Source organism: Micromonospora echinospora (assembly GCF_900091495.1).
Classification (GTDB): Bacteria; Actinomycetota; Actinomycetes; order Mycobacteriales; family Micromonosporaceae; genus Micromonospora; species Micromonospora echinospora.
Map to the genome: position 1 here is coordinate 7,241,467 of NZ_LT607413.1, position 20,333 is coordinate 7,261,799.

The following is a 20,333-nucleotide window of genomic DNA, read 5'->3' on the forward strand; positions in this document are numbered from 1 at the left end:
CGGGGACGTCGCTACGGCTCCGTCGGCATCGGCACCTCGACGAAGGTGGCTCCGCGCAGGTCCAGCCAGGCCCGGTCCGGGCTCCGGACCAGTCGCAGCATCACCGCTTCACAGGCCGGGCAGCGGGCCACCAGGCCGGGCGCGTGGCTGAACACGTGCAGCTCGGCCATCGGGCCGGTCCGCCCGCACGACGCGCACCGGCCGGTCGCGCCGCTCAGGTCGACGGCGAACAGCTCGCGCAGCGGCCCGTCCAGCACGTTGCCGTCCTGATAGGACATGGTGGTCATCGGTCGTCCCCCTTCGCTCCGGCACCGGCTCATCCGGTCGGGCCGAACCGCTCGGTCCGCACCCGGCGGGCCGGGTGGCCCAGGCCCACCAGCAGATCCGCCACCGTCTCCACGAAACCGGTGGGACCGCACACGTAGCAGAGCGGCTCCAACTCGGGCGGCCAGCCGTGGCTGTTCACGTCGGCCGGGCCGATCCGGTGCGGTTCGCCCCGCCAACCGTCGGGCGCCTGCCGGGTGTAGACGTACGCCACGTCGAGACCCCGGTCGTCGCGGGTCCGGCGGCGCAGTTCGTCGGCGTAGAACACGTCCGCCGGGGTGCGCACCGAGTAGATCAGCCGGAACGGGGCCCGGCTGCCCGCCGCCCGCCGGGCCCGGACCATCGCCATCAACGGCACCACCCCGGACCCGCCGGCCACCAGCAGCACCGGCGCCGTGGTGTCGGTACGCCAGACGAACCAGCCGCCTACCGGGCCCCGCACCTCCACCGGGTCACCCTCGGCGTACCCGTCGATCAGGTAGGGCGACACCTCGCCGTCGGGCACCCGCTGCACGGTCAGCGCGATCCGGTCGTCGTCGGCCGGCGCGGCGAGCGAGTACGCCCGGGCGGCCTGGTAGCCGTCCTCGGCGGTGAGCCGGACGTCGACGTGCTGCCCGGGCAGGTGCCCCGGCCAGCCGGACACGTCGAGGACGAGGGTCTGCGCGGTCGGCGTCTCCACCCGGCGTTCGACGAGCCGGGCGACCCGCCAGGTCAGCGGGGCGCGCCCGACACCGGGGGCGGACACCTCAGTCGCCCTGGTAGCGCTGCTCGCGCCACGGGTCGCCGTAGTCGTGGTAGCCGGCGGTCTCCCAGAAGCCGGGCTGGTCCTCGACCAGCAGCCGGATGCCCCGTACCCACTTGGCCGACTTCCAGAGGTACAGGTGCGGCACGAGCAGCCGGGCCGGCCCGCCGTGTTCGGCGGGCAGCGGCGCGTCCGCGTAGCGGTGCACCACCCAGGCCCGGCCGCCGCGCAGGTCGTCCAGGGGCAGGTTGGTGGTGTAGCCGCCGTACGAGTGGACCAGCGCGTACCGGGCGGCGGTGTCGACCCCGGACAGGAGGGTGTCCAGCGAGACGCCCTGCCAGGTGGTGCCGAGCTTCGACCAGCGGGTGACGCAGTGGATGTCCACCGTCGGCGTCTCCTGCGGCAGGCCCATCAGCTCGTCCCAGGTCCACCGGAACTCCGCGCCGCCCTCGGTGGCGAGGACGAACTCCCAGTTCGCCAGCTCCACCCGGGGAGTGGGGCCGGCGGAGAGCACCGGGAAGTCCGGGGTCAGGTACTGCCCCGGCGGCAGGTCCGGTCCGGCCGACCGGGGCCTGCCCCGGAAGCCGGGCGACACGATTCCCACCGCTCAGTCGTACCACCCGGGCCGGCGTCCGCGACGCGGTTCGCGCCAACGGGCGTCGGTCGGACGGTCCCGCGCCGGCCGTCCGATCCGGTGGGCCGGCCGGGCCCGTACGCCCGACACGTTGATCTCGACCGGGTTCCCGCCGTAGATTTGGGCACCAGCAGTGAGGAGCGTGGATGCGGACCATCGACTGGCGGGACGGGCGGATCGTCGCGATCGACCAGACCCGGCTGCCGCACGAGGTCGAGTTCCTGGAAATCGAGACCATCGAGGCGCTGATCGCCGCGATCCGGTCACTGGCGATCCGCGGCGCGCCCGCGATCGGCGTGGCCGGGGCGCTGGGGGTGGCCCTCGCCGCCCGCCTGTACGGCGACGACCCGGCCGAGCTGCGCCGGGCCACCGACGCGGTCCGGGCGGCCCGCCCCACGGCGGTCAACCTTGCCTGGGGCGTGGACCGGGTGCGGGCGCGGCTCGACGCGGACGGCGCGGACGCCGCGCTGGCCGAGGCGCTGGACGTGCTGGAGGAGGACGTCCGCTGCTGCCGTGAGCTCAGCGAGCGGGGCGCGCGCTGGCTGGTCGAGACGGTCGGGCCGAAGGTGGCGGTGCAGACCCACTGCAACGCCGGGGCACTGGCCACCGTCGAGTGGGGCACCGCCCTGGGCGTGGTGCGTTCCCTCCAGGAGCACGGCGCGCTGGGCCACGTCTACGCCGCAGAGACCCGCCCCCTGCTCCAGGGGGCCCGACTGACCGTGTGGGAGCTGGCACAGATCGGCGCGCCGCACACCCTGGTGGTGGACTCCGCCGCCGCGTCGGTGCTGGCCCAGGGGCTGGTCGACGCGGTCGTGGTCGGCGCGGACCGGATCACCGCCAACGGTGACGTGATCAACAAGGTGGGGACGTACCCGCTGGCCCTGGCGGCGGCCCGGGTCGGCGTGCCGATGGTGGTCGCCGCGCCGGAGTCCACCGTGGACCTCGCCACGCCGTCCGGACGGGACGTCACCATCGAGGTACGCGCCCCCGAGGAGATCACCGCCCTCGGCGCGGCGGCACTGGCCCCACAGGGCACCGAGACGCTCAACTACGCCTTCGACGTGACCCCGGCCGACCTGGTGACCGCGATCGTCACCGAACGCCGGGTCATCCTGCCGGCCGCCGGCGGCCGTCCCGACGACCCGACCGACCGGTCCTGACCGGGCCCACCCCGCCGACCGCCACCGACCCGCCCGGTCCGCCGACCGGGCGGGACCGGCCTGTCGGCCCCACCCCGCCGGCCGGGCCTGACCGGCCGGTCCGACCCCACCCGCGAGGAGCCATCGCCATGCTCAACCGCTGGTCCGCCGAGGACGCCCCGGACCGGTCCGACCCGGTCGCGCAGCTCGTGTACGCCTCCCGGCTGCTCGGCGCCGACACCGGCCTGGTCCTGCACGGCGGGGGCAACACCTCAGTCAAGACCACGGTCACCGACCTGACCGGGGAGCCGGTGGAGGTGCTCCACGTCAAGGGCAGCGGCTCCGACCTCGCCACCATGGACGCCTCCGGCTTCACCGCGCTGCGCCTGGCCCGGCTGCGGGCGCTGCTGCGGCTGGAGCGGCTCGCCGACACCAGCATGATGAACGAGCTGCGCTGCGCCCGGCTCGACGCGACCGCCCCGGACCCGAGCGTCGAGTCGCTGCTGCACGCGCTGCTGCCGCACCCGGCGGTGCTGCACAGCCACGCCGACGCGCTGCTCACCCTGACCAACCAGCCGGAGGGCCGCCGGCTCGTCGAGGAGGTCTACGGCGACAGCGTGGTCGTCGTCCCGTACGTGATGCCCGGTTTCGACCTGGCCCGGGTCTGCGCGGAACTCTTCCCGGCACAGGCCCACCCGGGCACCGTCGGCATGGTCCTGCTCAACCACGGCCTGTTCACCTTCGGCGCGGACGCCGAGGAGGCGTACCACCGGCACATCGAGCTGGTCGGCCGGGCCGAGGAACGGCTGGCCCGCCGGACCACGCCGTCCCGGGCCGCCGGGTCCGGCCCGGTCGACCGGGTCCGCCTGGCCCGGCTGCGCGCGGAGATCTCCGAGGTGGCGGGGGCCCCGATGGTCCTCAGCCGGTACGACGACCCGACGGTCCGCGCGTTCCTCGGGCGCGCCGACCTGGCGGCGGTCGCTACGCGCGGCCCGGTCACCCCCGACCACGTGCTGCGGACCAAGCGCGTCCCGCTGGTCGGCACCGACGTCGCCGGGTACGCCGAGGAGTACCGCCGGTACGTCGCCGAGCACCAGGGGCGGGCCCGCGCGCCGCTGACCGTGCTCGACCCCGCTCCCCGGGTGGTCCTCGACCCCGAGCTGGGGCTGCTCACCGCCGGCCGGCGGGCGACCGACGCCCGGATGGCGCAGGACATCTACCGGCACACCATCGACGTCATCTCCGCGGCCGAGGCGATCGGCGGCTACCAGGCCCTGCCGGCCGGCGACATCTTCGACGTCGAGTACTGGGAACTCGAACAGGCTAAGCTGCGGCGCGGCGGGGCGTTGCCGGAGTTCGCCGGCGAGGTGGCGGTGGTGACCGGGGCCGCCTCGGGCATCGGCCGCGCCTGCGCCGAGGCGCTCCAGGCGCGCGGGGCGTGCGTGGTCGCCCTGGACCGGGACCCGTCGGTCACCGAGGGCGACGGGGTGGCCCGGCTCGGCCTCCAGGTCGACGTGACCGACGCCGCGGCGGTGGACGCCGCGCTCGACCGGGCGGTGGAGCGGTTCGGCGGGGTGGACATCGTCGTCGCCGCCGCCGGGATCTTCCCGGCCAGCCAGGAGATCGCCGGGCTGGATCTCCAGGCGTGGCACCGGACCATGGCGGTGAACGCGGAGTCGGTGGCGTACCTCTTCTCCCGGACCCACCCGCTGCTGGCGCTGGCGCCCCGGGGCGGCCGGGTCGTCGTGGTCGCCTCGCGCAACGCCGTGGCCCCCGGGCCCGGCGCGGTCTCCTACTCCGCGTCCAAGGCGGCGGTGGTGCAGGTGGCCCGGGTGGCCGCGCTGGAGTGGGCGTCCGACGGCATCCGGGTGAACGTGCTGCACCCCGACGCGGTCTTCGACACCGGCCTGTGGACTCCGGAGGTGCTCGCGGCACGCGCGGCGCACTACGGGCTGACCGTGGAGCAGTACAAGCGGCGCAACCTGCTCGGTACGGAGATCACCAGCGCTCGGGTGGCCGACCTGACCGCCGCCCTGTGCGGTGAGACGTTCGCGGCCACCACCGGGGCGCAGATCCCCGTCGACGGCGGGAACGAGCGGGTGATCTGACGCCGACCACCGGTGGGCGGGAGGGTTCCCGCCCACCGGCGCCGGGTCACTGCCGCCGCTCGACCACCTCGGGCAGCCCCGGCTCGGACTTGCGGGTGGCCCGCAGACTGGTCAACGTGACGATCACCAGAACGCCGATGATCACGCCGAGCGAGGCGAGCGTCGGGATCTCCGGCACCCCGGACCAGATGCCGTGCGCCCAGTGCAGGCCGAGCTTGACGCCGATGAAGGCGAGGATGACCGCGAGGCCGTAGCTGAGGTGCACCAGGCGGCTGAGCGCGGCGTGCAGCACGAAGTACAGCGCCCGGAGCCCCAGCAGGGCGAAGGCGTTGGTGGCGAAGACGAGGTACGGGTCCTCGGTGATGCCGTAGACCGCCGGCACCGAGTCGACGGCGAAGACCACGTCGGTGGCGAGCACGGCGACCACGACCAGGGCCATCGGGGTGAGCGCCCGCTTGCCGTTCTTCAGCCGGACGGTCAGGTTGGGGCCGTGGTACTCCTCGGTGACCGGCATGAACTTCCGCAGCAGCCGCACCGAGCGCATGTTGGCGATGTCGACCTCCTGCTCGTGGCCGGAGAGCGCGTCGCGCAGCAGCTTGACCGCGGTGGCGATCAGGATGATCGCGAAGAGCAGGAAGGCGAAGTCGAGGGTCTGCAACGCCGCCGCGCCGAGCGCGATGAACACGCCGCGCAGCACCAGCGCGCCCGCGATGCCGTACAGCAGCACCCGCTGGGCCAGTGCCGACGGCACCGCGAAGGCGGCCAGCAGGAGCATGAAGACGAAGAGGTTGTCGACCGAGAGCGACTTCTCGACCAGGTAACCGGTGAGGTACTCGACGCCCTGCTGGGAGCCGTACCGGGACCAGACCCAGCCGCCGAAGGCCAGCGGCAGGGCGACGTAGAACGCCGACCAGCCGAGCGCCTCCTTCATCGTCACCTCGTGCGGCCGGCGGGTGACGACGAAGTCGAGCACCAGCAGGACGAGGACACCGACGATGGTGACGGTCCAGAGGGTGGGGGTACCGACCGAGGACAAACCGGCGGACAGGTACGTGATATCGCTCATGGAGCCTCCTCGAACACCATTCCATGTTCGAGGTCTCCTTCACCCACAGTTCGTGGGCAACCACCCGAGGCCGCTCCGGGCGGCCGTACTGACCGGAATGGTTCGTGGGAAGTACTCCCCTCGCCAGGGCAAGGTTAGGTCAGGCCGGCGGAGGCCGCCACACCAGGGCGGGATGGCGTGTCGCGGCCCGTACGGCGGCGGTGACCCGATTCACGCCCAGGTCGGCCATGCAGGCCGGACCGGTCGCGTCGAGCGGGCAGCGCGCCTCCCACCAGCAGGGCTGTTCGGTGATCGCGGTGGCCCGGCGGTGCGGGCACGCCGGCAGCCCCTGGAGGTCGACGCCGCCCACGCCGTAGCGGCGGGCGTCGGTGGGGCCGAAGAGCCCGACGGTCACCGCGCCCGCCGCGGCGGCGAGTCGCAGCGGTCCGGTGTCGGGACCGACGACCACGCCGCCCCGGCGGGCCACCGCGGCGAACTGCCCGGCGAGGGTGGTCAGGTCGCCGGGAGGCAGCGGCACGCCGGGCGGGCCGTCCTCCCCGCCGACGGCCCGGTGCTCGTCCCCGCCAGGGGACCGCACGGTCAGCACCAGGTGCCCGAGGGCGGCGAGCCGGCCGGCGAGGGCGTGCCAGGAGTGGTCCGGCCACCGCTTCACCGCCATGCCGGCGTCGGTGACCAGCACCACCGGTGCGGCGGCCGGTCGCCGGGTCGCGGCCACCAGACCGTCGACGGTGTCCTCCCCCGCGGCGCGGGCCGACGCGGGCAGGTGCACCCGGGCCGGCGCGTCCAGGTCCGCCCGGGTGAGCAGCCCCTCGGCGTGCAGCAGGCGCAGGTAGCGGGCACCGACCGGCTCGTCCGGCGGCGGTCGCCGCCACAGGTCGGTGACGCAGCGGGCGCCGGAGGCGAGCAGCAGGTCCGGGATGCCGTCGTAGCGGGTGGTGGTGACCGCGAGGTCCGGTCGCCGCGCGGCGAGCGCCTCGACCACGGCCGCCCGCTCCGCGCCGGGCCGGCCGTGCCGGGGGGTACGGACCTCGGCCACCGCCGGGTCGACGCGGAGCAGCCCGGCACCGGGGTCGTGGGTGAGCACCCGCAGCCGGGCGTCCGGGTCGCGCCGGGCCAGGCCGTGGATCGACGGCAGCAGCATGAGCAGGTCACCGATCCCGCCGAGCAGGTCGACCACCAGGATCTCGGCGCGCCGGTCAGCCATCGTGCCGACCGAGCAGCCGCCGGTAGAGGTCCCGGTGCGCGGTGGCGACCCGGGGCCAGGCGTACCCGGCGGCCAGCGTGCGCCCCCGCTCGGCGAGCCGGCGACGCAGCGCCGGGTCGGCCAGCACCCGTCCGACGGTGCCGGCCAGCGCGTCGCTGTCCCGGCGTTCCGGGACCACCGCCACCGCGCCGCTGCGGTGCAGTCCGTCGCCGCCGTCGTCGGGCACGGTGACCACGGTCGGCCGGCCGTGGGCCAGCGCGGCGAGCAGCGCCCCGCTCTTCAGGGTCACCCCGGCGGTGAACGGCAGCACCACCACGTCGGCGGCGTGCAGGGCCGCCGAGGCGCGCTCCGGGGGCAGGTACCCGGTGAAGGTGACCGCGTCGGCCACCCCGTGACGGTGGGTCAGCGCGGTCAGCTCGTCCCGGAACGCGCGGGCCTCCGCCTCCGGCAGGGCCTGGGAGGTGAACCCGCCGGCCACCAGCAGCCGCAGCTCGGGATGCTCCCGGCGGAGCGCGGGCAGCGCCCCGATCAGGTGGCGGATCCCCTTGACCGGGTGGACGAAGCCGAAGAAGACCAGCAGCGGCGCGCCGGCGGGCAGGCCGATCTCCGCGCGCAGCCGCCGGCCGGCGGTGCTCCCGTCCGGCCGGTCGGTCACGTTCGGGGCCAACGGCACGCGCACGGTCGGCGTCCCGGTGCGGGCCCGGACGGCCACGTCGTGCCCGTCGTTGGTGACGACCACCGCCGCGCTGGCCGGCACCAGCCGCCCGGTCTCCCGGTCCCAGAGCCGGGCGCGTTCCAGCAGCGACCACAGGGGTCCGGGCAGCCAGCTGGGCACCGCCCAGGAGCCGTACTCGTGCACGGTGGTGACCAGGGGGACGGTTCCGGGCAGCCGGAACGGCAGCAGGCCGGGCAGCCCGGAGAACCGGTACGCCGAGGGGGCGAACTGGACGTGCACCAGGTCGACGCCGAGGCGGCGGACCCGCTCGGCGGCGCGGGCGGTGGCGGTGAGCCAGCGCAGAGGCGCCCGGTCGGCGGGGCGGAGCGGGACGGGGGTGACCGTCACCCCGACGTCGTCCAGCGCGCGGACCAGGTGCGCGACGTAGTCGCTGACCCCGTCGCGGTCCACCGGGGCGGGGCCGTGCGGCATGGCCACCCGGATCCGGTCGTCGCCGACCACCCTGCCTCCCCCGTAGCTCGGATGCCGCCCCAGGTACGCCCCGGACGGCACGCGGCCGACGGGGGCGGATGTCTTCCCGGCGGCCCGCCGAAAAAACCCGCCGGCCCGCCGGACGCGTGCTCCCCGGCCGGCTGGGCTGGGGCCCGGTGGGGCGGGCACGCTGCGGTGGTTGCCGGGTGCGGTGGGCTGAGGTGGTTGCAGGGTGCGTGTGGGCTGAGGTGTTGCAGGGTGCGGGCTGAGGTGGTTGCAGGGGTCCCCTCCTACCGCTTTTTGATGAGGAAGGGCCCCCTGCAACCACCCCAGCGGGCGCCGGCGTCGGCGTGCCCCCTGGCGGGAATGGTGGTGGCCTATGGTGTGCCGGTGACCGACGAGACTGCGCCCGCCGGTCCACTCGCCGGACTGCGGGTGGTGGAGCTGGCCGGCATCGGCCCCGGGCCCTTCGCCGCGATGATGCTCGCCGACCTGGGGGCGGACGTCGTCCGGGTGGACCGGGCGACCGAGGTCGACCCCGCCGCCTTCGGCACCCCCCATCCCGACCTGCTGAACCGGGGACGCCGTTCGGTGGCGGTGGACCTGAAGTCCCCCGGCGGACGTGAGGTGGTGCTGGAGCTGGTCCGGGGCGCGGACGCGCTGATCGAGGGCTTCCGCCCGGGGGTGACCGAGCGTCTCGGCGTCGGCCCGGCCGACTGCCTGGCGGTGAACCCCCGGCTGGTGTACGGGCGGATGACCGGCTGGGGGCAGGACGGTCCGAACGCCCCGCTCGCCGGGCACGACATCGGCTACCTGGCGCTGACCGGCGCGCTGCACGGGATCGGGCGGGCCGGGGAGCGCCCGGTGCCGCCGCTGAACCTCCTCGGCGACTTCGGCGGCGGCGGGATGATGTTGGCGCTGGGCGTCGTCTCCGCGCTGTACGCCGTCCGTTCCGGTGCCCGTGGGCAGGTGGTGGACGCCGCGATCGTCGACGGCGTGGCGGTGCTGAGCACCATGATCCACAGCCTGCGTGGAATGGGGATGTGGCAGGACCCGCGCGGGGTGAACCTGCTCGACGGCGGCGCCCCCTTCTACGACACGTACGAGTGCGCCGACGGGCGGTACGTCGCGGTCGGTGCGCTCGAACCGCGCTTCTACGACGAACTGGTCCGGCGTACCGGGTTTCCGCTGCCCCCGGACGAGCCGTTGGACCGGAACGACCCGGCGAACTGGCCGGCGCTGCGGCGGGCCTGGGCGCGGCTGTTCCGGACCCGCACCCGCGACGAGTGGGCCGCGCTGGTGGGCGACTCCGACGCCTGCCTGGCCCCGGTGCTCGACTGGGCGGAGGCCCCGGCTCACCCGCACATGGCCGCCCGGGAGGTCTTCGTCCGGCCTGCCGGGGTGGAGCAGCCGGCCCCCGCGCCGCGCTTCTCCGGCACTCCAACCGCGCTACGTCGGCCGCCGCCCCATCCCGGGGAACACACCGACGAGGTCCTCGCCGAGCTGGGCTACCCGCCCGACCGGGTCGACGCGCTGCGCGCCGCCGCCGCCGTCGCCTGAGGTCGACCGGTCCGGCGGGTCTCCCTGCCGCGCTGGGCTAGGCAGGTCGAGTACGGCCAGCCGCAGCGACTCCCGGTCCAGGCGCTCGGTGCCGCTCCGGGCACCGGTCGAGGTGCCGCCTCCGGGGCGGCTGGTGTGGTGCGGCCGGTCAGGCGCGACGCAGGCTGGCCCCGGGAGCCATCGCCGGCTCGACGAGGTCCCGGTAGTCACGGGGAAGCTGGGCCGCCACATCGTCGAACTCGCCGCCGGTGATCGCCTCGCGCAGGGTGACGAAGACGGCCCGGATGCCGGAGCGGGCGGCCGGGGAGTCCACGTCGGCACGCTGGCCGACCCGGGCCACGAACTCCGCCGCGCCGAACCGGTCGGCGTGCTCGGTGGTCGGGGTTTTCCGCAGCAGCAGTTGCAACGGCTTGGGTAGTTGCGCGGCGAGGTCGAGAGCCTCTCCGCCGGTCAGGCGTTCGGCCAGGGTCTCCAACGTGGCGCGGGTCAGCTCGACCGCCCGGGTGGAGGGCACTCCGGCCCGCTGGGCGACCTGGTCGACGAAGGTGTCGTAGTTCATTCGGCGCTCCCCTCGGCTGGGACGGACCCGGGGGCGTACCCGGCGGGCGGCCGGGGAAACAGCGGCGGGGACCACGTCGTCGCCGGGCCCGGGCCACCGGTTCCTCCGGGTTCGGGGGCGTGACCGCCGGGTGGACGGGTAACCGCAGCCGGTCGTGGACCGACGAGAGGCGGCGGAGGATTCCTGCCATGGTGAGTGACACCGACGTACTGCGGTACCTGTCGAGCCTGGACTATCCGGCGGGAAAGGACGACGTGGTACGCCAGGCCGAGCAGGAGGGCGCGCCCCCGGAGGTGTTGCGGGCGCTGCGCGCGCTCCCGCCGGTGGACTACGCCAACGGCAACGAGGTCGCCCGGTCGGCCGGTACGGACACCGCGCCGGAGCTGAGCCCCGCCCAACGGGCGGCCCAGGCGCGTGAACCGCACACCCGCGTCTCGCAGCACCTGCGCCGGATCTGAGTGCCGGGGCGAGCGGGGCACCACGAACGACGGGCGGCGCTCCCGTGTGGCGGTTGACGAGAGGCCACCCGGACCGGCCGACGCCTGCCTCCGTGCAGCTCATCGTGATGGGCCTGATCGGGATCTGCACCGGGGTCCTGTTCGGGGTGTTCGTCTCGGCACGACTCGCCCCGCTCTTCGGCTGGGATGTGGCCGCGCTGACGTACCTGGTCCTGGTCTGGCGCGCCCTCTGGCCGATGGACGCGGAACGGACCGCCCGGCTGGCCGTCCACGAGGACCCGAACCGGGCGGTCCGGGACGTGCTGCTGCTGACCGCCTGCGTGGCGAGCCTGCTGGCGGTCGGGGTCATCATGAGCACCGCCCGGCAGGCGCCGACCGGGCTGTCCCGGAACCTCTACAGCGGGCTCGGCATGGCGAGCGTGCTGCTCTCCTGGCTGGTGGTGCACACCGTCTACACCGCCCGGTACGCCCGGATCTACTACACCGGACCGGACGGCGGCATCGACTTCCACCAGGAACAGCCGCCCTGCTACGCGGACTTCGCGTACGTCGCGTTCACCATCGGGGCCACGTTCCAGGTCTCCGACACCGACCTGTGCAGCCACGAGATGCGCCGGACGGTGTTGCGGCACATGCTGGTGTCGTACCTGTTCGGGGCGATCATCATCGCCGCTACGGTGAACCTGGTGGCCGGACTCGCCCGGTGAGTCCATTCCCGGCAGAGGCGGCGCGCCATGTTGAGGCTGGAGCAGCAGGTTCGCCGGCTCGTGCCGGCGGGTCGCCCGGGACAGGCGGGCGCCCGGGCCACGAACCGCGACCCGGACGCCCCACGACACCACCGGCGGTTTCCGCACCCCGTACCGGGATGCCACCGCCGAGCGGCCGGCCGATATCCACCCGAACCGGGCGGCCAGCCCTGCCAGGAACCAGCGTACGATGCCATGTCCCCCGAATAGCCAGTTTTCCGCAAACTGTGGGACAGCGCACCGTCAGCGGACCATCTCGGCGTACCGCTTCTCCAGGTCCACCCGGGCGAGCGCCCCGACCAACCAGGCCAGCCGCTCGGACTCGCCACTGCCGGCGAGTCCGGCCAGGTCCCCGGCGGACCGTCCCAGACCGAGGCGGCGGGCGGCGGTCAACGCCCGGCGGTCGGCGACCGGTGCCACCTCCCGCCACAGCACCTGGACCTCGCGCAGGAAGAGGTCCACCACCGGAGCGTCCACGCCGGGCAGCTCGGCCAGCAGGACCCGCTCCCGGGCCGGGTCGCGGTGGGCGACGGCCCGAAGTCGCCGCAAGTCGCCCCGGTAGCGTTCGACAACGGTGAGGGCGAGGTCGCCGAGGGTGTCGGCGAGCCCCTCCGGGTCCGTCCGGAACCCGCTGTCGCGCAGCAGCCGGGTGCGGTGCTCGTGCCGGGACCGGGACATCCGGCCGGCGCTGTCCCACCCGGCGTCCCGGAAGGCCCCGGTGGCGGCCAGGGCACGCCGGAAGTCACCCGGCCGGGCAAGCAGCACCGAGAGCACCAGCACCTGGAAGAGGCTGCCCGGATTGTTGGTGACCCGGAAGCCGTACTCCTCAGCGAATCCCCGGCCGCCGGCAGCCAGCCGCCGGACCAGCCGCTTCTTGTCCTCGATGGTGGAGGTCGCAGTCGTCGCCATGACCGGCGACTACCCGAGCGGGGGCGCGCCACGCCTGCCCGTCACCGGCGTCGTTCAGTCGCGCAGACGTCCGTGCCGGTCGCGGGCCTTGAGCCGGACCGTGGGCATGGTCGGTACGGGCAGCGGCGGGTCGGGGTCGTCGACCACGACGCCGAACCGACGCCCGGCCGCCCAGTCCTCGGACGCCGCCACGATCTCCTCGTGTGACCGGCCGACGAAGTTCCACCACATCACCAGCGGATCCTCGAACGGCGCTCCGCCGAGCAGCAACAGACGGGAGTCCCGCCCGTGCGCGACGGTCACGGTCTCCCGCCCGGGTGGCACGTAGAGCAACGCGCCGGGAGCCAACCGGATGCCGTCCACCTCGGCGGAACCGGACATGGCCAGCAGGCCGTGCTCGAAGTCGCGGCGCAGCGGCACCCGGACCGGTGCGGCCGCCCGGGGCTCCACCTGCGCGCCGAGCAGCGGCGTGTGCACGACCGCCGGGGACCGGACGCCGGCCAGTTCCCCGACCAGCAGGGTCACGTCGAGATCGCCGTCGCGCCACCGGGGCAGATCCGGGTGGTGGTGGAAGTCGGGCGCGCCCGAGCGCGCCCCGTCGGGCAGCGCGACCCAGAGCTGCACGCCGTGCATCGTCCTCGGCCGCCGCGGCGGGGACTTCTCCGAGTGGGCGATGCCGTGCCCGGAGGTCATCACGTTGAGCTGCCCCGGGCGGATCGGCTGGACGTTGCCAAGGCTGTCCCGGTGCAGGATCTCGCCCTCCAGCAGCCAGGTGACCGTCTGCAACCCGGTGTGCGGGTGGGGTGGCACCTGCATGCCCGGCCGGTCGCCGACGTCGTCCGGCCCGAAGTGGTCGACGAAGCACCACGCCCCGACCATCCGCCGGGCGCGTTGCGGCAGCAACCGGCGGACCGTGGTGTACCGGCCCAGTGGCACGTCGTGACCGGGCAGCAGCACGCTCTCCGGGTCGACCGGGACGACCCCCGGGGGCCGGGTCTGCGCCGGCATGGCCTGCTCCATCCACCGACCCTACGTCACCCGCCGGGGTTGCCCGGGCCGGTGCGCCGACGCCGCGGCGCCACGCGCACGACGCGGCCGGTCGCCGCCGGCGCGGGTCACGCCGACCCCGGCGGCCACGATCGCGGACACCAGCAGCGCCGTACCGGTCCTCGTCCGGTTCCGTCCCATGCGACCACCTCCATCGCATCGATGTCCAACGAAGTCATCGTGGCCACCTCCGGTGGCCGGCGCAAGCGCTTCGCAGGGAACCCGACGGGTCTGCCGACCAGAAGCCCTACTGCTTCAATAGGAATGCCAGCCGCCGACCCGGAAGGGGAACCAGATGACGCGCGCGCCCGGGAACGAGGCCGAGCACGACACCCGCCGCGCACGGCAGTGGTTGGCCGGGCGGGCACGGGGCGAGGGCGTGCACCGCGAGCAGTTGATCGCGCTGGGCACGGCGATGGGCGCGCTCGCCGCCGCGGCCGGTGAAGCCGACCCCCCGCCGCCGCCCGGCCGGCCCGGCATCCCGGCGATCGTCAAACCGCTCGATCCGGGCCTGCTCACCGGGTACGGCGCCAATGCCGAGATGCGCTGGGAGGCCATGTCCGGGCAGGGCTACGTCGTCCCGACCGACCGGTTCTTCGTCCGCAACCACACCCGCACTCCGCTGCTGGACCGGGACACGTGGCGGTTGCGCCTGTTCGGCACCGGCCTGCGCGGGACGCCGACGCGGGACGACCCGGTCGAGTTCGGGTACGACGACCTCACCGCGATGGCCGCCGAGGAGACCACCGCCCTGCTGGAGTGCGCGGGCAACGGCCGTCACCACTTCGCCGCCCAGCAGGACCAGCCGATGCCGGGAGTGCCGTGGGGTCTCGGCGCGGTGGGGGTGGCCCGCTGGCGGGGCGTCCGGCTGTCCACCGTGCTCCGGCACGCCGGCCTGACCGACGCCGCCGTCGACGTAATGCCCGAGGGCCTGGACCCGGACTACGTCACCGGCGGGGTCAACCTCGGCCGGGTGCGCCGGCCGCTACCGATCGCCAAGGCCCTCGACGACGTGCTGCTGGCCTACGAGATGAACGGCCGGCCGCTGCCGGTCGACCACGGTTTCCCGGTGCGCTTGGTGGTGCCGGGCTGGATCGGCATCGCCTCGATCAAGTGGGTCGGTCCGGTCGAGGTCTCGGCCACCGCCCTCTTCTCCCCGTGGAACACCCAGTTCTACCGGATGTTCGGCCCCGGCCACCCCGTCGACGGAGAACCCGTGACCACCCAGGTCGTCAAGAGCGCCTTCGAACTGCCCTGGGACGCCCGCCTGCCCGCCGGGGTGGACGTGGTGCTGCGCGGTCGGTCCTGGTCCGGCAACGGTCCGATCCGTACGGTCGAGATCAGCACCGACGATCGCGACGGCTGGCGGCCGGCGACCCTCGACCCGCGGGACGAGGGGTCCGCCTGGCAGCGGTGGACGGCCGTGTGGCGTCCACCGGGGTCCGGCCGGTGGACGCTGCGCGCCCGCGCCACCGACGTCACCGGGGCCAGCCAGCCGGAACAGGCCGAACCGAACACCCTCGGATACCTGTTCGACGGCATCGTCCGGCATCCGGTGACCGTCACCTGAACCGCACCGGACCGGACGACGTGGACGCCGTCCTCAGCTCGCTGCTCGGCGCGGTACCGACCCTGGCCCACGGCGACCTGCCCGCCGCGCCGGACGCGCTGCGCGTACCGGCCCGGCTGAACCGGGTCGCCCCGCTGCCGCAGCTCGGTCCGCTGCCCTGCGTCGGCGCGTACGCCCAGGTCGTCCGCCCCGGTCGGGTCGAAGCCGGGGATCCCGTCCGGCTCGACTGACCTGCGGCGGATCAGTCGTCGTCCTCGTCCTCGTCGTCCTCCGCCCCACCGTCGACGCCGGTGACGACGAACCGCTCCAGCGTGGTCAGCAGGCGCGCCACGGTGACCCCGTCGATCTGCTGCCGCTGGGCCGCCTCGCCGAGCTCCTCCCGCAGTTCCCGGAGCCGCTTCGCCCGGTCCTTCGGCTTCCCGGAGGCGAGCTTGTCCGCCGCGTCGCGCAACCGCTTGGCAACTCGCGCGTCGACCGCGCCGCGCGCCTCCGCCTCGTCGATCACGGCCACGAACTGGTCGGCCGCCTCCCGCAGGGTGGTCGGCCGGGGGCGGGCGGGGGTGGGGGCGGGACGGGCGGTGCGCGGCGCCTGGGTGGACGCCGTCGGGCTGGGCGCCGGGCCGGCCTGCGCGCCGGTGGCGCCCCGATCCGCGGCGGACCGGCCGGCCTGGTCCTCGCCGAGGGCCCGTGCCCCGACCAGGGCGACGACCAGCGCGAGCCCGGCCGCGACCAGGACCCCGATCCGGCGGTTGCCCCGGGGGCGCGGCACCGCGCCAGCGGGCCGGGGTGCCACCCGGGTCGGATCGGCGGTGGGCGGCGCGGACCAGCCGGGCGCCGGCCCAGGCCCGACGAGCGTCCGGTCGGCGGGGGTACGCGGACGCGCGACGAGCGTCGGGGACGGCGCGACGGGAGCGGGCGGGGACGACAGGGTGGGCAGGATCGTGGTGGGCGGGTGCGCGGGGCGGCCCATGCCCAGCCGGGTGGCGACGTCGGCGGCGGCGGGGCGACGGGTCGGGTCGGCGGCCAGGCAGGCCATCACCAGACGGTCGACGTCGGCGGGCAGCTCGGGGATGCCCAGTGGCGGCACCGGAGTGCCCCGGCCGTGCACCGCCCAGGCGTCCTCCCAGGTCCGCACGGGCAACGGCGCGCGGCCGGTGAGCGTCCGGTAGAGCAGCGCGCCGAGCGCGTAGACGTCGCTGGCCGGGTCGGGCGCTCCGGCGGCGAGCCGTTCCGGGGCGAGGTAGGCGGGGGTGCCCATCAACGGTTCTCCCGCGTCCCGCCCGAGGCGCGGGTGACGCGGCCCGGCGAGCGCGGCGATGCCGAAGTCCAGGACCTTCGCGCCGGTGTCGGTGAGCATGACGTTGCCGGGTTTGACGTCGTGGTGCACCACCCCGATCCGGTGCGCGGCGGCGAGGGCGGCGGCGACCTGCCCGCCGAGACGGACGGCGTCGGGCCAGGCGAGCGGACCACGGTCCAGCCGGTCGGCAAGGTTCTCCCCCTCGACGAGTTCCATCACCAGGTACGGCACCACGACGCCGCCGGCGAGGGTCGCCTCGCCGTAGTCGTAGACCTGGGTGACGTGGGGGTGGGTCAGCCGGGCCGCCGCGCGGGCCTCGCGCCCGATGGTGGCGCGCAGCTCCGGGTCGGCGGCGAGCTGGCCGGCGAGGGCCTTGACCGCGACCGGACGGTGCAGCACCTCGTCGTCGGCGCGCCAGACCTCGGACATCCCGCCGAGGCCGATGCGCGCGCGCAGGACGAACCGGTCGTGCAGCCGGAGGCCGGGGGTGAACGGCGGCGACATGGTGCTCCAGTCTGCCCTCCCCGGAGCGTCGACACCACCCGCCCCCGTCCGGCCGGGCCGGCTGGGGTGCGGGCCCTCCGGGGCGGACGGCGTGGACGGGACTCCGGGGTCGACGGCCGGGCGGCCGTCGCGGGGGCGTGGGTCAGGGCTTGCGGCCGACCGCGGCGTACATGCTGACCTCGGCGGCGGTGGGACGCGGCTGCGGCTCGTGCTCGGCCCGCCACTCGGCCACCGACGAGACACCCGGTTCGATCAGTTCCAGGCCGGTGAAGAAGCGGGCGAACTCCGTCCGGTCACGCAGGACGACCAGGCCGTTCGGGTCGCCGTCGTGCCGCGCGCCGGACGGGCGGGGCGGCAGCGCGGGCAGGTGGTCGCCGGTGGCGTGGGAGGCGACGAGGTGACTGCCGGCGGGCAGCGCGTCCAGCAGCCGCGCGACCGCGCCGTACGGGTCCTCGTCGTCGGGGACGAAGTGCAGGACCGCCACCAGCATCAGGGCGACCGGTCGGGTCAGGTCGAGGGTGCGGCGCAGGTCGGGGTGGGCGAGGATGCGTTCCGGCTCGCGCAGGTCGGCGTCGAGGTAGGCGGTCGCCCCCTCGGGGGTGCTGGTGAGCAGGGCGCGGGCGTGTGCCAGCACGATCGGGTCGTTGTCGACGTAGACGACCCGGCACTCCGGGGCGATCGACTGGGCGACCTCGTGGGTGTTGTCGGCGGTGGGGATGCCGGTGCCGATGTCCAGGAACTGCCGGATGCCGGCCTCCCGGGCCAGGTGGGCCACCGCCCGCTGGAGGAAGCGGCGGTTCTCCCGGGCGCTGGTGCGCACGGTGGGGAACGCGGCCGCCCAGGCGTCGCCGGAGTCCCGGTCGGCCTGGAAGTTGTCCTTGCCGCCGAGCCAGTAGTTGTACCGGCGGGCCGGGTGGGCCACCGACGTGTCGATCCGGGCGCTGCGGGGGGCCGGTCCGGGGAACCCGCTGGTCACGACTGCCTCCATGGCTCCACGTACCGCGCCGACACCGTGGGCGCGCTCAGCCTCCCGTGACCGTCCACTGTCATCGGTCACGATCCATCATAGTCGGTGCGCCGACCGGCGCGGACGACGCCGCGCCGGTCACGCCCGGTGCAGGTCGTCGAGGATCCGGGCGAGGATGTCCGGGGTCCGTTCCGGCGGTTCGGCCTCCACGCAGAGCCGCTCCATCGCGGCGGCGTAGTGGTCGACGTCGTCCCGCTTGTCGAGGTAGAGGGCGCTGGTGAGCTGCTCGATGTAGACGATGTCGGGCAGGTCCTGGTCACCGAAGCGCAGGATGGTGAAGGCTCCGCCGGCCGCGGCGTGCCCACCGGCTTCGAAGGGCACGATCTGGAGTCGGATGTTCGGCGCCTTGGTCGCCTCGACGAGCGCGGCGATCTGGCCGCGCATCACCTCCGAACCGCCGATCGGCCGGCGCAGGACGGCCTCGTCCACCACCGCCCAGAGGTGCGGCGCGTCCGGCCGGTCCAGCAGGCGCTGGCGCTGCATACGCAGGCCGACCCGGCGGTCGATCTCGGCCGCGCCAGCCGCGCCGTGCCCGAGCATGACCACCGCGCGGGCGTACTCGCGGGTCTGGAGCAGGCCGGGGACGAACTGGACCTCGTAGCTGCGGATCAGGGCCGCCGCGGCCTCCAGGCCGAGGTACGACTGGAACCAGCCGGGCAGGACGTCGCCGTAGCGGTGCCACCAGCCGGGGTTGTTGGCGTCGCGGGCCAGTTTGAGCAGCGCCTCCCGCTCCCCCGGCTCGGCCACACCGTAGAGGGTGAGCAGGTCGGCGACGTCGCGCTCCTTGAAGCCGACCCGACCCAGCTCCATCCGGCTGATCTTGGATTCGGAGGAGCGGATCTCCCAGCCGGCCCCCTCCCGGGTGACCCCGCTGGCCTCGCGCAACCGACGGAGCTGCGCGCCGAGCAGCATGCGCAGTACCGTCGGCCCCGTCGTCGGACCGCCCTCGGCTGGACCCGTCGTCACGTAACGACCTCCGCGTGCCCACTGTTCCAGCCGGACGCCCCCGACCGGCTGACGTGTAAGCATGCCATGAACCCAGAGTCAGGCGTAGTCAGCCGGACGGGCTCGCGTCGGCGTTGCCGGGACACGCTCAGGTGATCAGATGGTCGAAGTCCCCGTCCCGGGCGCCGAGCACGAAGGCGGCGATCTCGTCGACCGTGTAGATCAGCGCCGGGCCCTCCGGATGCCGCGAGTTCCGCATCGCGATGCCGGCCCCACCCGGCAACTCGGCCAGCTCGACACAGTTGCCGCTGGGATTGCTCCGACGGCTCTTCTGCCACTTCAGCGGAGGCAGGTCACTGGTGGGAACGCCGTTCTGTGGCTGCTGCATGGGGCGTCTCTCGTTCGGTTGGCCGTCCGACACCGCGTGCAGCGGTGCGACGACGAAGGGTGCGCGAAATATCAACTCGTCGGCAGATGCACGTGCATCTGCTATTGCATCTGCATTGGACAGCGAGCATGATATCGCACGTGAGCGGTACCCAGCCGTTCACTTTCAGTTACCCGAACCTGGGGTGCGACCAGGAAAAACGGGGCCTGACGCAGAGTCGTGTCGGGCCGCTGCACGGCGCACCGCGACGCGATGACGGGGGGACGTCGGTGCCAGATCCGTTCACCATCGTGTCCGGCATCTGCGCCGCCGGAGCCGTCGCCGCCGGTTTCCAGTTCCGGCAGCGAGCGGTCCGCGCCGAGGCACGGATCGAGACGCTCCAGGCGGAACTGACCGCCGAACGGCACGCCGCGAGCCACGATCCCCTGACCGGGCTGCCCAACCGTCGGGCCTTCTACCGCCTCGCCGGCGCCCTGCTCACCAACGCCGCTGGGAAGCCGCTCATCGCCGTCGTCCTCGACCTCGACAACTTCAAGCAGGTCAACGACCGGTACGGTCACGCCGCGGGCGACCAGGTGCTGATCAGTGTCGCATCGCGTTTCGCGGCCTTCGCCGGGGACAACCTGGTGGCCCGTCTCGGCGGCGACGAGTTCGCCGGCCTGCTGGCCAGCCCCACGGTGGACCACCGCTGGATGGAGCACACCGCCCACCGGCTCGGCGACGCGCTCGCCGCGCCGATCGAGCACGGGACGGTCAACCTGCGGGTCACCGTCTCGGTCGGTCTGGCCCCGGTACGCGGACCGGCCCAGCTCGCCGACGCGCTCTGCCGGGCCGACGCCGCGATGTACCGGGCCAAGAGCCTCGGCACGACCCGTCAGACCCGGCAACTGGTCGACACCCACCATGTCGAGAGCCACCGCGACGACCCGATGACCGTCCACCACTGATCCGGAGACGAC

Annotated in this window: 22 protein-coding genes; 8 read left to right on the plus strand and 14 right to left on the minus strand. The window is 74.6% G+C overall.

Annotated elements, in window-relative coordinates; genetic code table 11:
* Positions 1-11: 11 nt before the first annotated feature.
* The 3 genes from GA0070618_RS30815 to GA0070618_RS30825 are packed head-to-tail and all read right to left on the minus strand — an operon-like array spanning position 12 to position 1,661.
* Complete coding sequence (locus GA0070618_RS30815; protein WP_088984774.1) at positions 12-287, minus strand: DUF6510 family protein; 276 nt, start codon at positions 285-287, stop codon at positions 12-14.
* A 29-nt stretch (positions 288-316) separates the two neighbouring features.
* Positions 317-1,069: a ferredoxin reductase gene (locus GA0070618_RS30820; RefSeq protein WP_088984775.1), complete on the minus strand. Its 753-nt coding sequence runs from the start codon at positions 1,067-1,069 to the stop codon at positions 317-319.
* A 1-nt stretch (position 1,070) separates the two neighbouring features.
* The gene (locus GA0070618_RS30825; RefSeq protein WP_197701849.1) at positions 1,071-1,661 is read right to left on the minus strand and encodes a sulfite oxidase-like oxidoreductase; all 591 of its coding nucleotides are present in this window, start codon (positions 1,659-1,661) and stop codon (positions 1,071-1,073) included.
* Between the two features lie 185 nt (positions 1,662-1,846).
* Between GA0070618_RS30825 and mtnA the strand changes: the two genes are divergently transcribed.
* Both mtnA and GA0070618_RS30835 read left to right on the plus strand, forming a co-directional pair.
* Entirely contained in the window at positions 1,847-2,860 is a 1,014-nt protein-coding gene (mtnA, locus tag GA0070618_RS30830) for an S-methyl-5-thioribose-1-phosphate isomerase (protein ID WP_088984777.1), read from the plus strand.
* Between the two features lie 128 nt (positions 2,861-2,988).
* Positions 2,989-4,947 (plus strand): bifunctional aldolase/short-chain dehydrogenase, encoded by a 1,959-nt coding sequence (locus tag GA0070618_RS30835; protein WP_088984778.1) that lies wholly within the window; start codon positions 2,989-2,991, stop codon positions 4,945-4,947.
* A 46-nt stretch (positions 4,948-4,993) separates the two neighbouring features.
* Here GA0070618_RS30835 and GA0070618_RS30840 read toward each other — a convergent pair whose 3' ends face one another.
* From GA0070618_RS30840 to GA0070618_RS30850, 3 genes are all read right to left on the minus strand, one after another.
* The gene (locus GA0070618_RS30840) at positions 4,994-6,013 is read right to left on the minus strand and encodes a TerC family protein (protein WP_088984779.1); all 1,020 of its coding nucleotides are present in this window, start codon (positions 6,011-6,013) and stop codon (positions 4,994-4,996) included.
* Positions 6,014-6,152: 139 nt separating this feature from the next.
* Entirely contained in the window at positions 6,153-7,217 is a 1,065-nt protein-coding gene (locus tag GA0070618_RS30845) for a glycosyltransferase family 9 protein (protein ID WP_088984780.1), read from the minus strand.
* Positions 7,210-8,394 (minus strand): glycosyltransferase, encoded by a 1,185-nt coding sequence (locus GA0070618_RS30850; protein WP_088984781.1) that lies wholly within the window; start codon positions 8,392-8,394, stop codon positions 7,210-7,212. The genes GA0070618_RS30845 and GA0070618_RS30850 overlap by 8 nt, the downstream gene beginning before the upstream one ends.
* Positions 8,395-8,754: 360 nt before the next feature.
* On the opposite strand from GA0070618_RS30850, the gene GA0070618_RS30855 reads away from it, so the two are divergent.
* Positions 8,755-9,924, plus strand: coding sequence for a CaiB/BaiF CoA transferase family protein (locus GA0070618_RS30855; RefSeq protein WP_088985965.1), 1,170 nt, complete (start codon positions 8,755-8,757; stop codon positions 9,922-9,924).
* Positions 9,925-10,072: 148 nt separating this feature from the next.
* Here the strand turns inward: GA0070618_RS30855 and GA0070618_RS30860 are convergent, their stop codons facing one another.
* Complete coding sequence (locus GA0070618_RS30860; RefSeq protein WP_088984782.1) at positions 10,073-10,483, minus strand: DUF2267 domain-containing protein; 411 nt, start codon at positions 10,481-10,483, stop codon at positions 10,073-10,075.
* A 188-nt stretch (positions 10,484-10,671) separates the two neighbouring features.
* On the opposite strand from GA0070618_RS30860, the gene GA0070618_RS30865 reads away from it, so the two are divergent.
* Entirely contained in the window at positions 10,672-10,941 is a 270-nt protein-coding gene (locus GA0070618_RS30865) for a DUF2795 domain-containing protein (RefSeq protein WP_088984783.1), read from the plus strand.
* Positions 10,942-11,033: 92 nt separating this feature from the next.
* Entirely contained in the window at positions 11,034-11,648 is a 615-nt protein-coding gene (locus GA0070618_RS30870) for a DUF1345 domain-containing protein (RefSeq protein WP_088984784.1), read from the plus strand.
* 282 nt (positions 11,649-11,930) lie between these two features.
* Here the strand turns inward: GA0070618_RS30870 and GA0070618_RS30875 are convergent, their stop codons facing one another.
* From GA0070618_RS30875 to GA0070618_RS33765, 3 genes are read right to left on the minus strand one after another with little or no spacing between them, the layout of a single operon-like run.
* Positions 11,931-12,596 carry a hypothetical protein gene (locus tag GA0070618_RS30875; protein WP_088984785.1) on the minus strand — a complete coding sequence of 222 codons (666 nt, stop codon included), beginning with the start codon at positions 12,594-12,596 and terminating at the stop codon, positions 11,931-11,933.
* 54 nt (positions 12,597-12,650) lie between these two features.
* The gene (locus GA0070618_RS30880) at positions 12,651-13,616 is read right to left on the minus strand and encodes a pirin family protein (RefSeq protein WP_088984786.1); all 966 of its coding nucleotides are present in this window, start codon (positions 13,614-13,616) and stop codon (positions 12,651-12,653) included.
* Positions 13,617-13,625: 9 nt separating this feature from the next.
* Positions 13,626-13,784: a hypothetical protein gene (locus GA0070618_RS33765; RefSeq protein ID WP_157749044.1), complete on the minus strand. Its 159-nt coding sequence runs from the start codon at positions 13,782-13,784 to the stop codon at positions 13,626-13,628.
* Between the two features lie 154 nt (positions 13,785-13,938).
* Between GA0070618_RS33765 and GA0070618_RS30885 the strand changes: the two genes are divergently transcribed.
* On the plus strand, positions 13,939-15,213 hold the full coding sequence (locus GA0070618_RS30885) for a sulfite oxidase (protein ID WP_088984787.1): 1,275 nt from the start codon (positions 13,939-13,941) through the stop codon (positions 15,211-15,213).
* A 20-nt stretch (positions 15,214-15,233) separates the two neighbouring features.
* The gene (locus GA0070618_RS30890) at positions 15,234-15,443 is read left to right on the plus strand and encodes a hypothetical protein (RefSeq protein ID WP_197701684.1); all 210 of its coding nucleotides are present in this window, start codon (positions 15,234-15,236) and stop codon (positions 15,441-15,443) included.
* An 11-nt stretch (positions 15,444-15,454) separates the two neighbouring features.
* Here GA0070618_RS30890 and GA0070618_RS30895 read toward each other — a convergent pair whose 3' ends face one another.
* The 4 genes from GA0070618_RS30895 to GA0070618_RS30910 form a co-directional block, all read right to left on the minus strand.
* Complete coding sequence (locus GA0070618_RS30895) at positions 15,455-17,014, minus strand: serine/threonine-protein kinase (protein WP_088984788.1); 1,560 nt, start codon at positions 17,012-17,014, stop codon at positions 15,455-15,457.
* Positions 17,015-17,156: 142 nt separating this feature from the next.
* Entirely contained in the window at positions 17,157-18,002 is an 846-nt protein-coding gene (locus tag GA0070618_RS30900) for an SAM-dependent methyltransferase (RefSeq protein ID WP_172900349.1), read from the minus strand.
* Positions 18,003-18,119: 117 nt separating this feature from the next.
* The gene (locus tag GA0070618_RS30905; RefSeq protein ID WP_088984789.1) at positions 18,120-19,007 is read right to left on the minus strand and encodes a helix-turn-helix domain-containing protein; all 888 of its coding nucleotides are present in this window, start codon (positions 19,005-19,007) and stop codon (positions 18,120-18,122) included.
* Positions 19,008-19,134: 127 nt separating this feature from the next.
* Positions 19,135-19,374 (minus strand): DUF397 domain-containing protein, encoded by a 240-nt coding sequence (locus GA0070618_RS30910; protein WP_088984790.1) that lies wholly within the window; start codon positions 19,372-19,374, stop codon positions 19,135-19,137.
* Between the two features lie 269 nt (positions 19,375-19,643).
* Between GA0070618_RS30910 and GA0070618_RS30915 the strand changes: the two genes are divergently transcribed.
* Positions 19,644-20,321: a GGDEF domain-containing protein gene (locus tag GA0070618_RS30915; protein ID WP_088984791.1), complete on the plus strand. Its 678-nt coding sequence runs from the start codon at positions 19,644-19,646 to the stop codon at positions 20,319-20,321.
* The last annotated feature ends 12 nt before the right edge of the window (positions 20,322-20,333 follow it).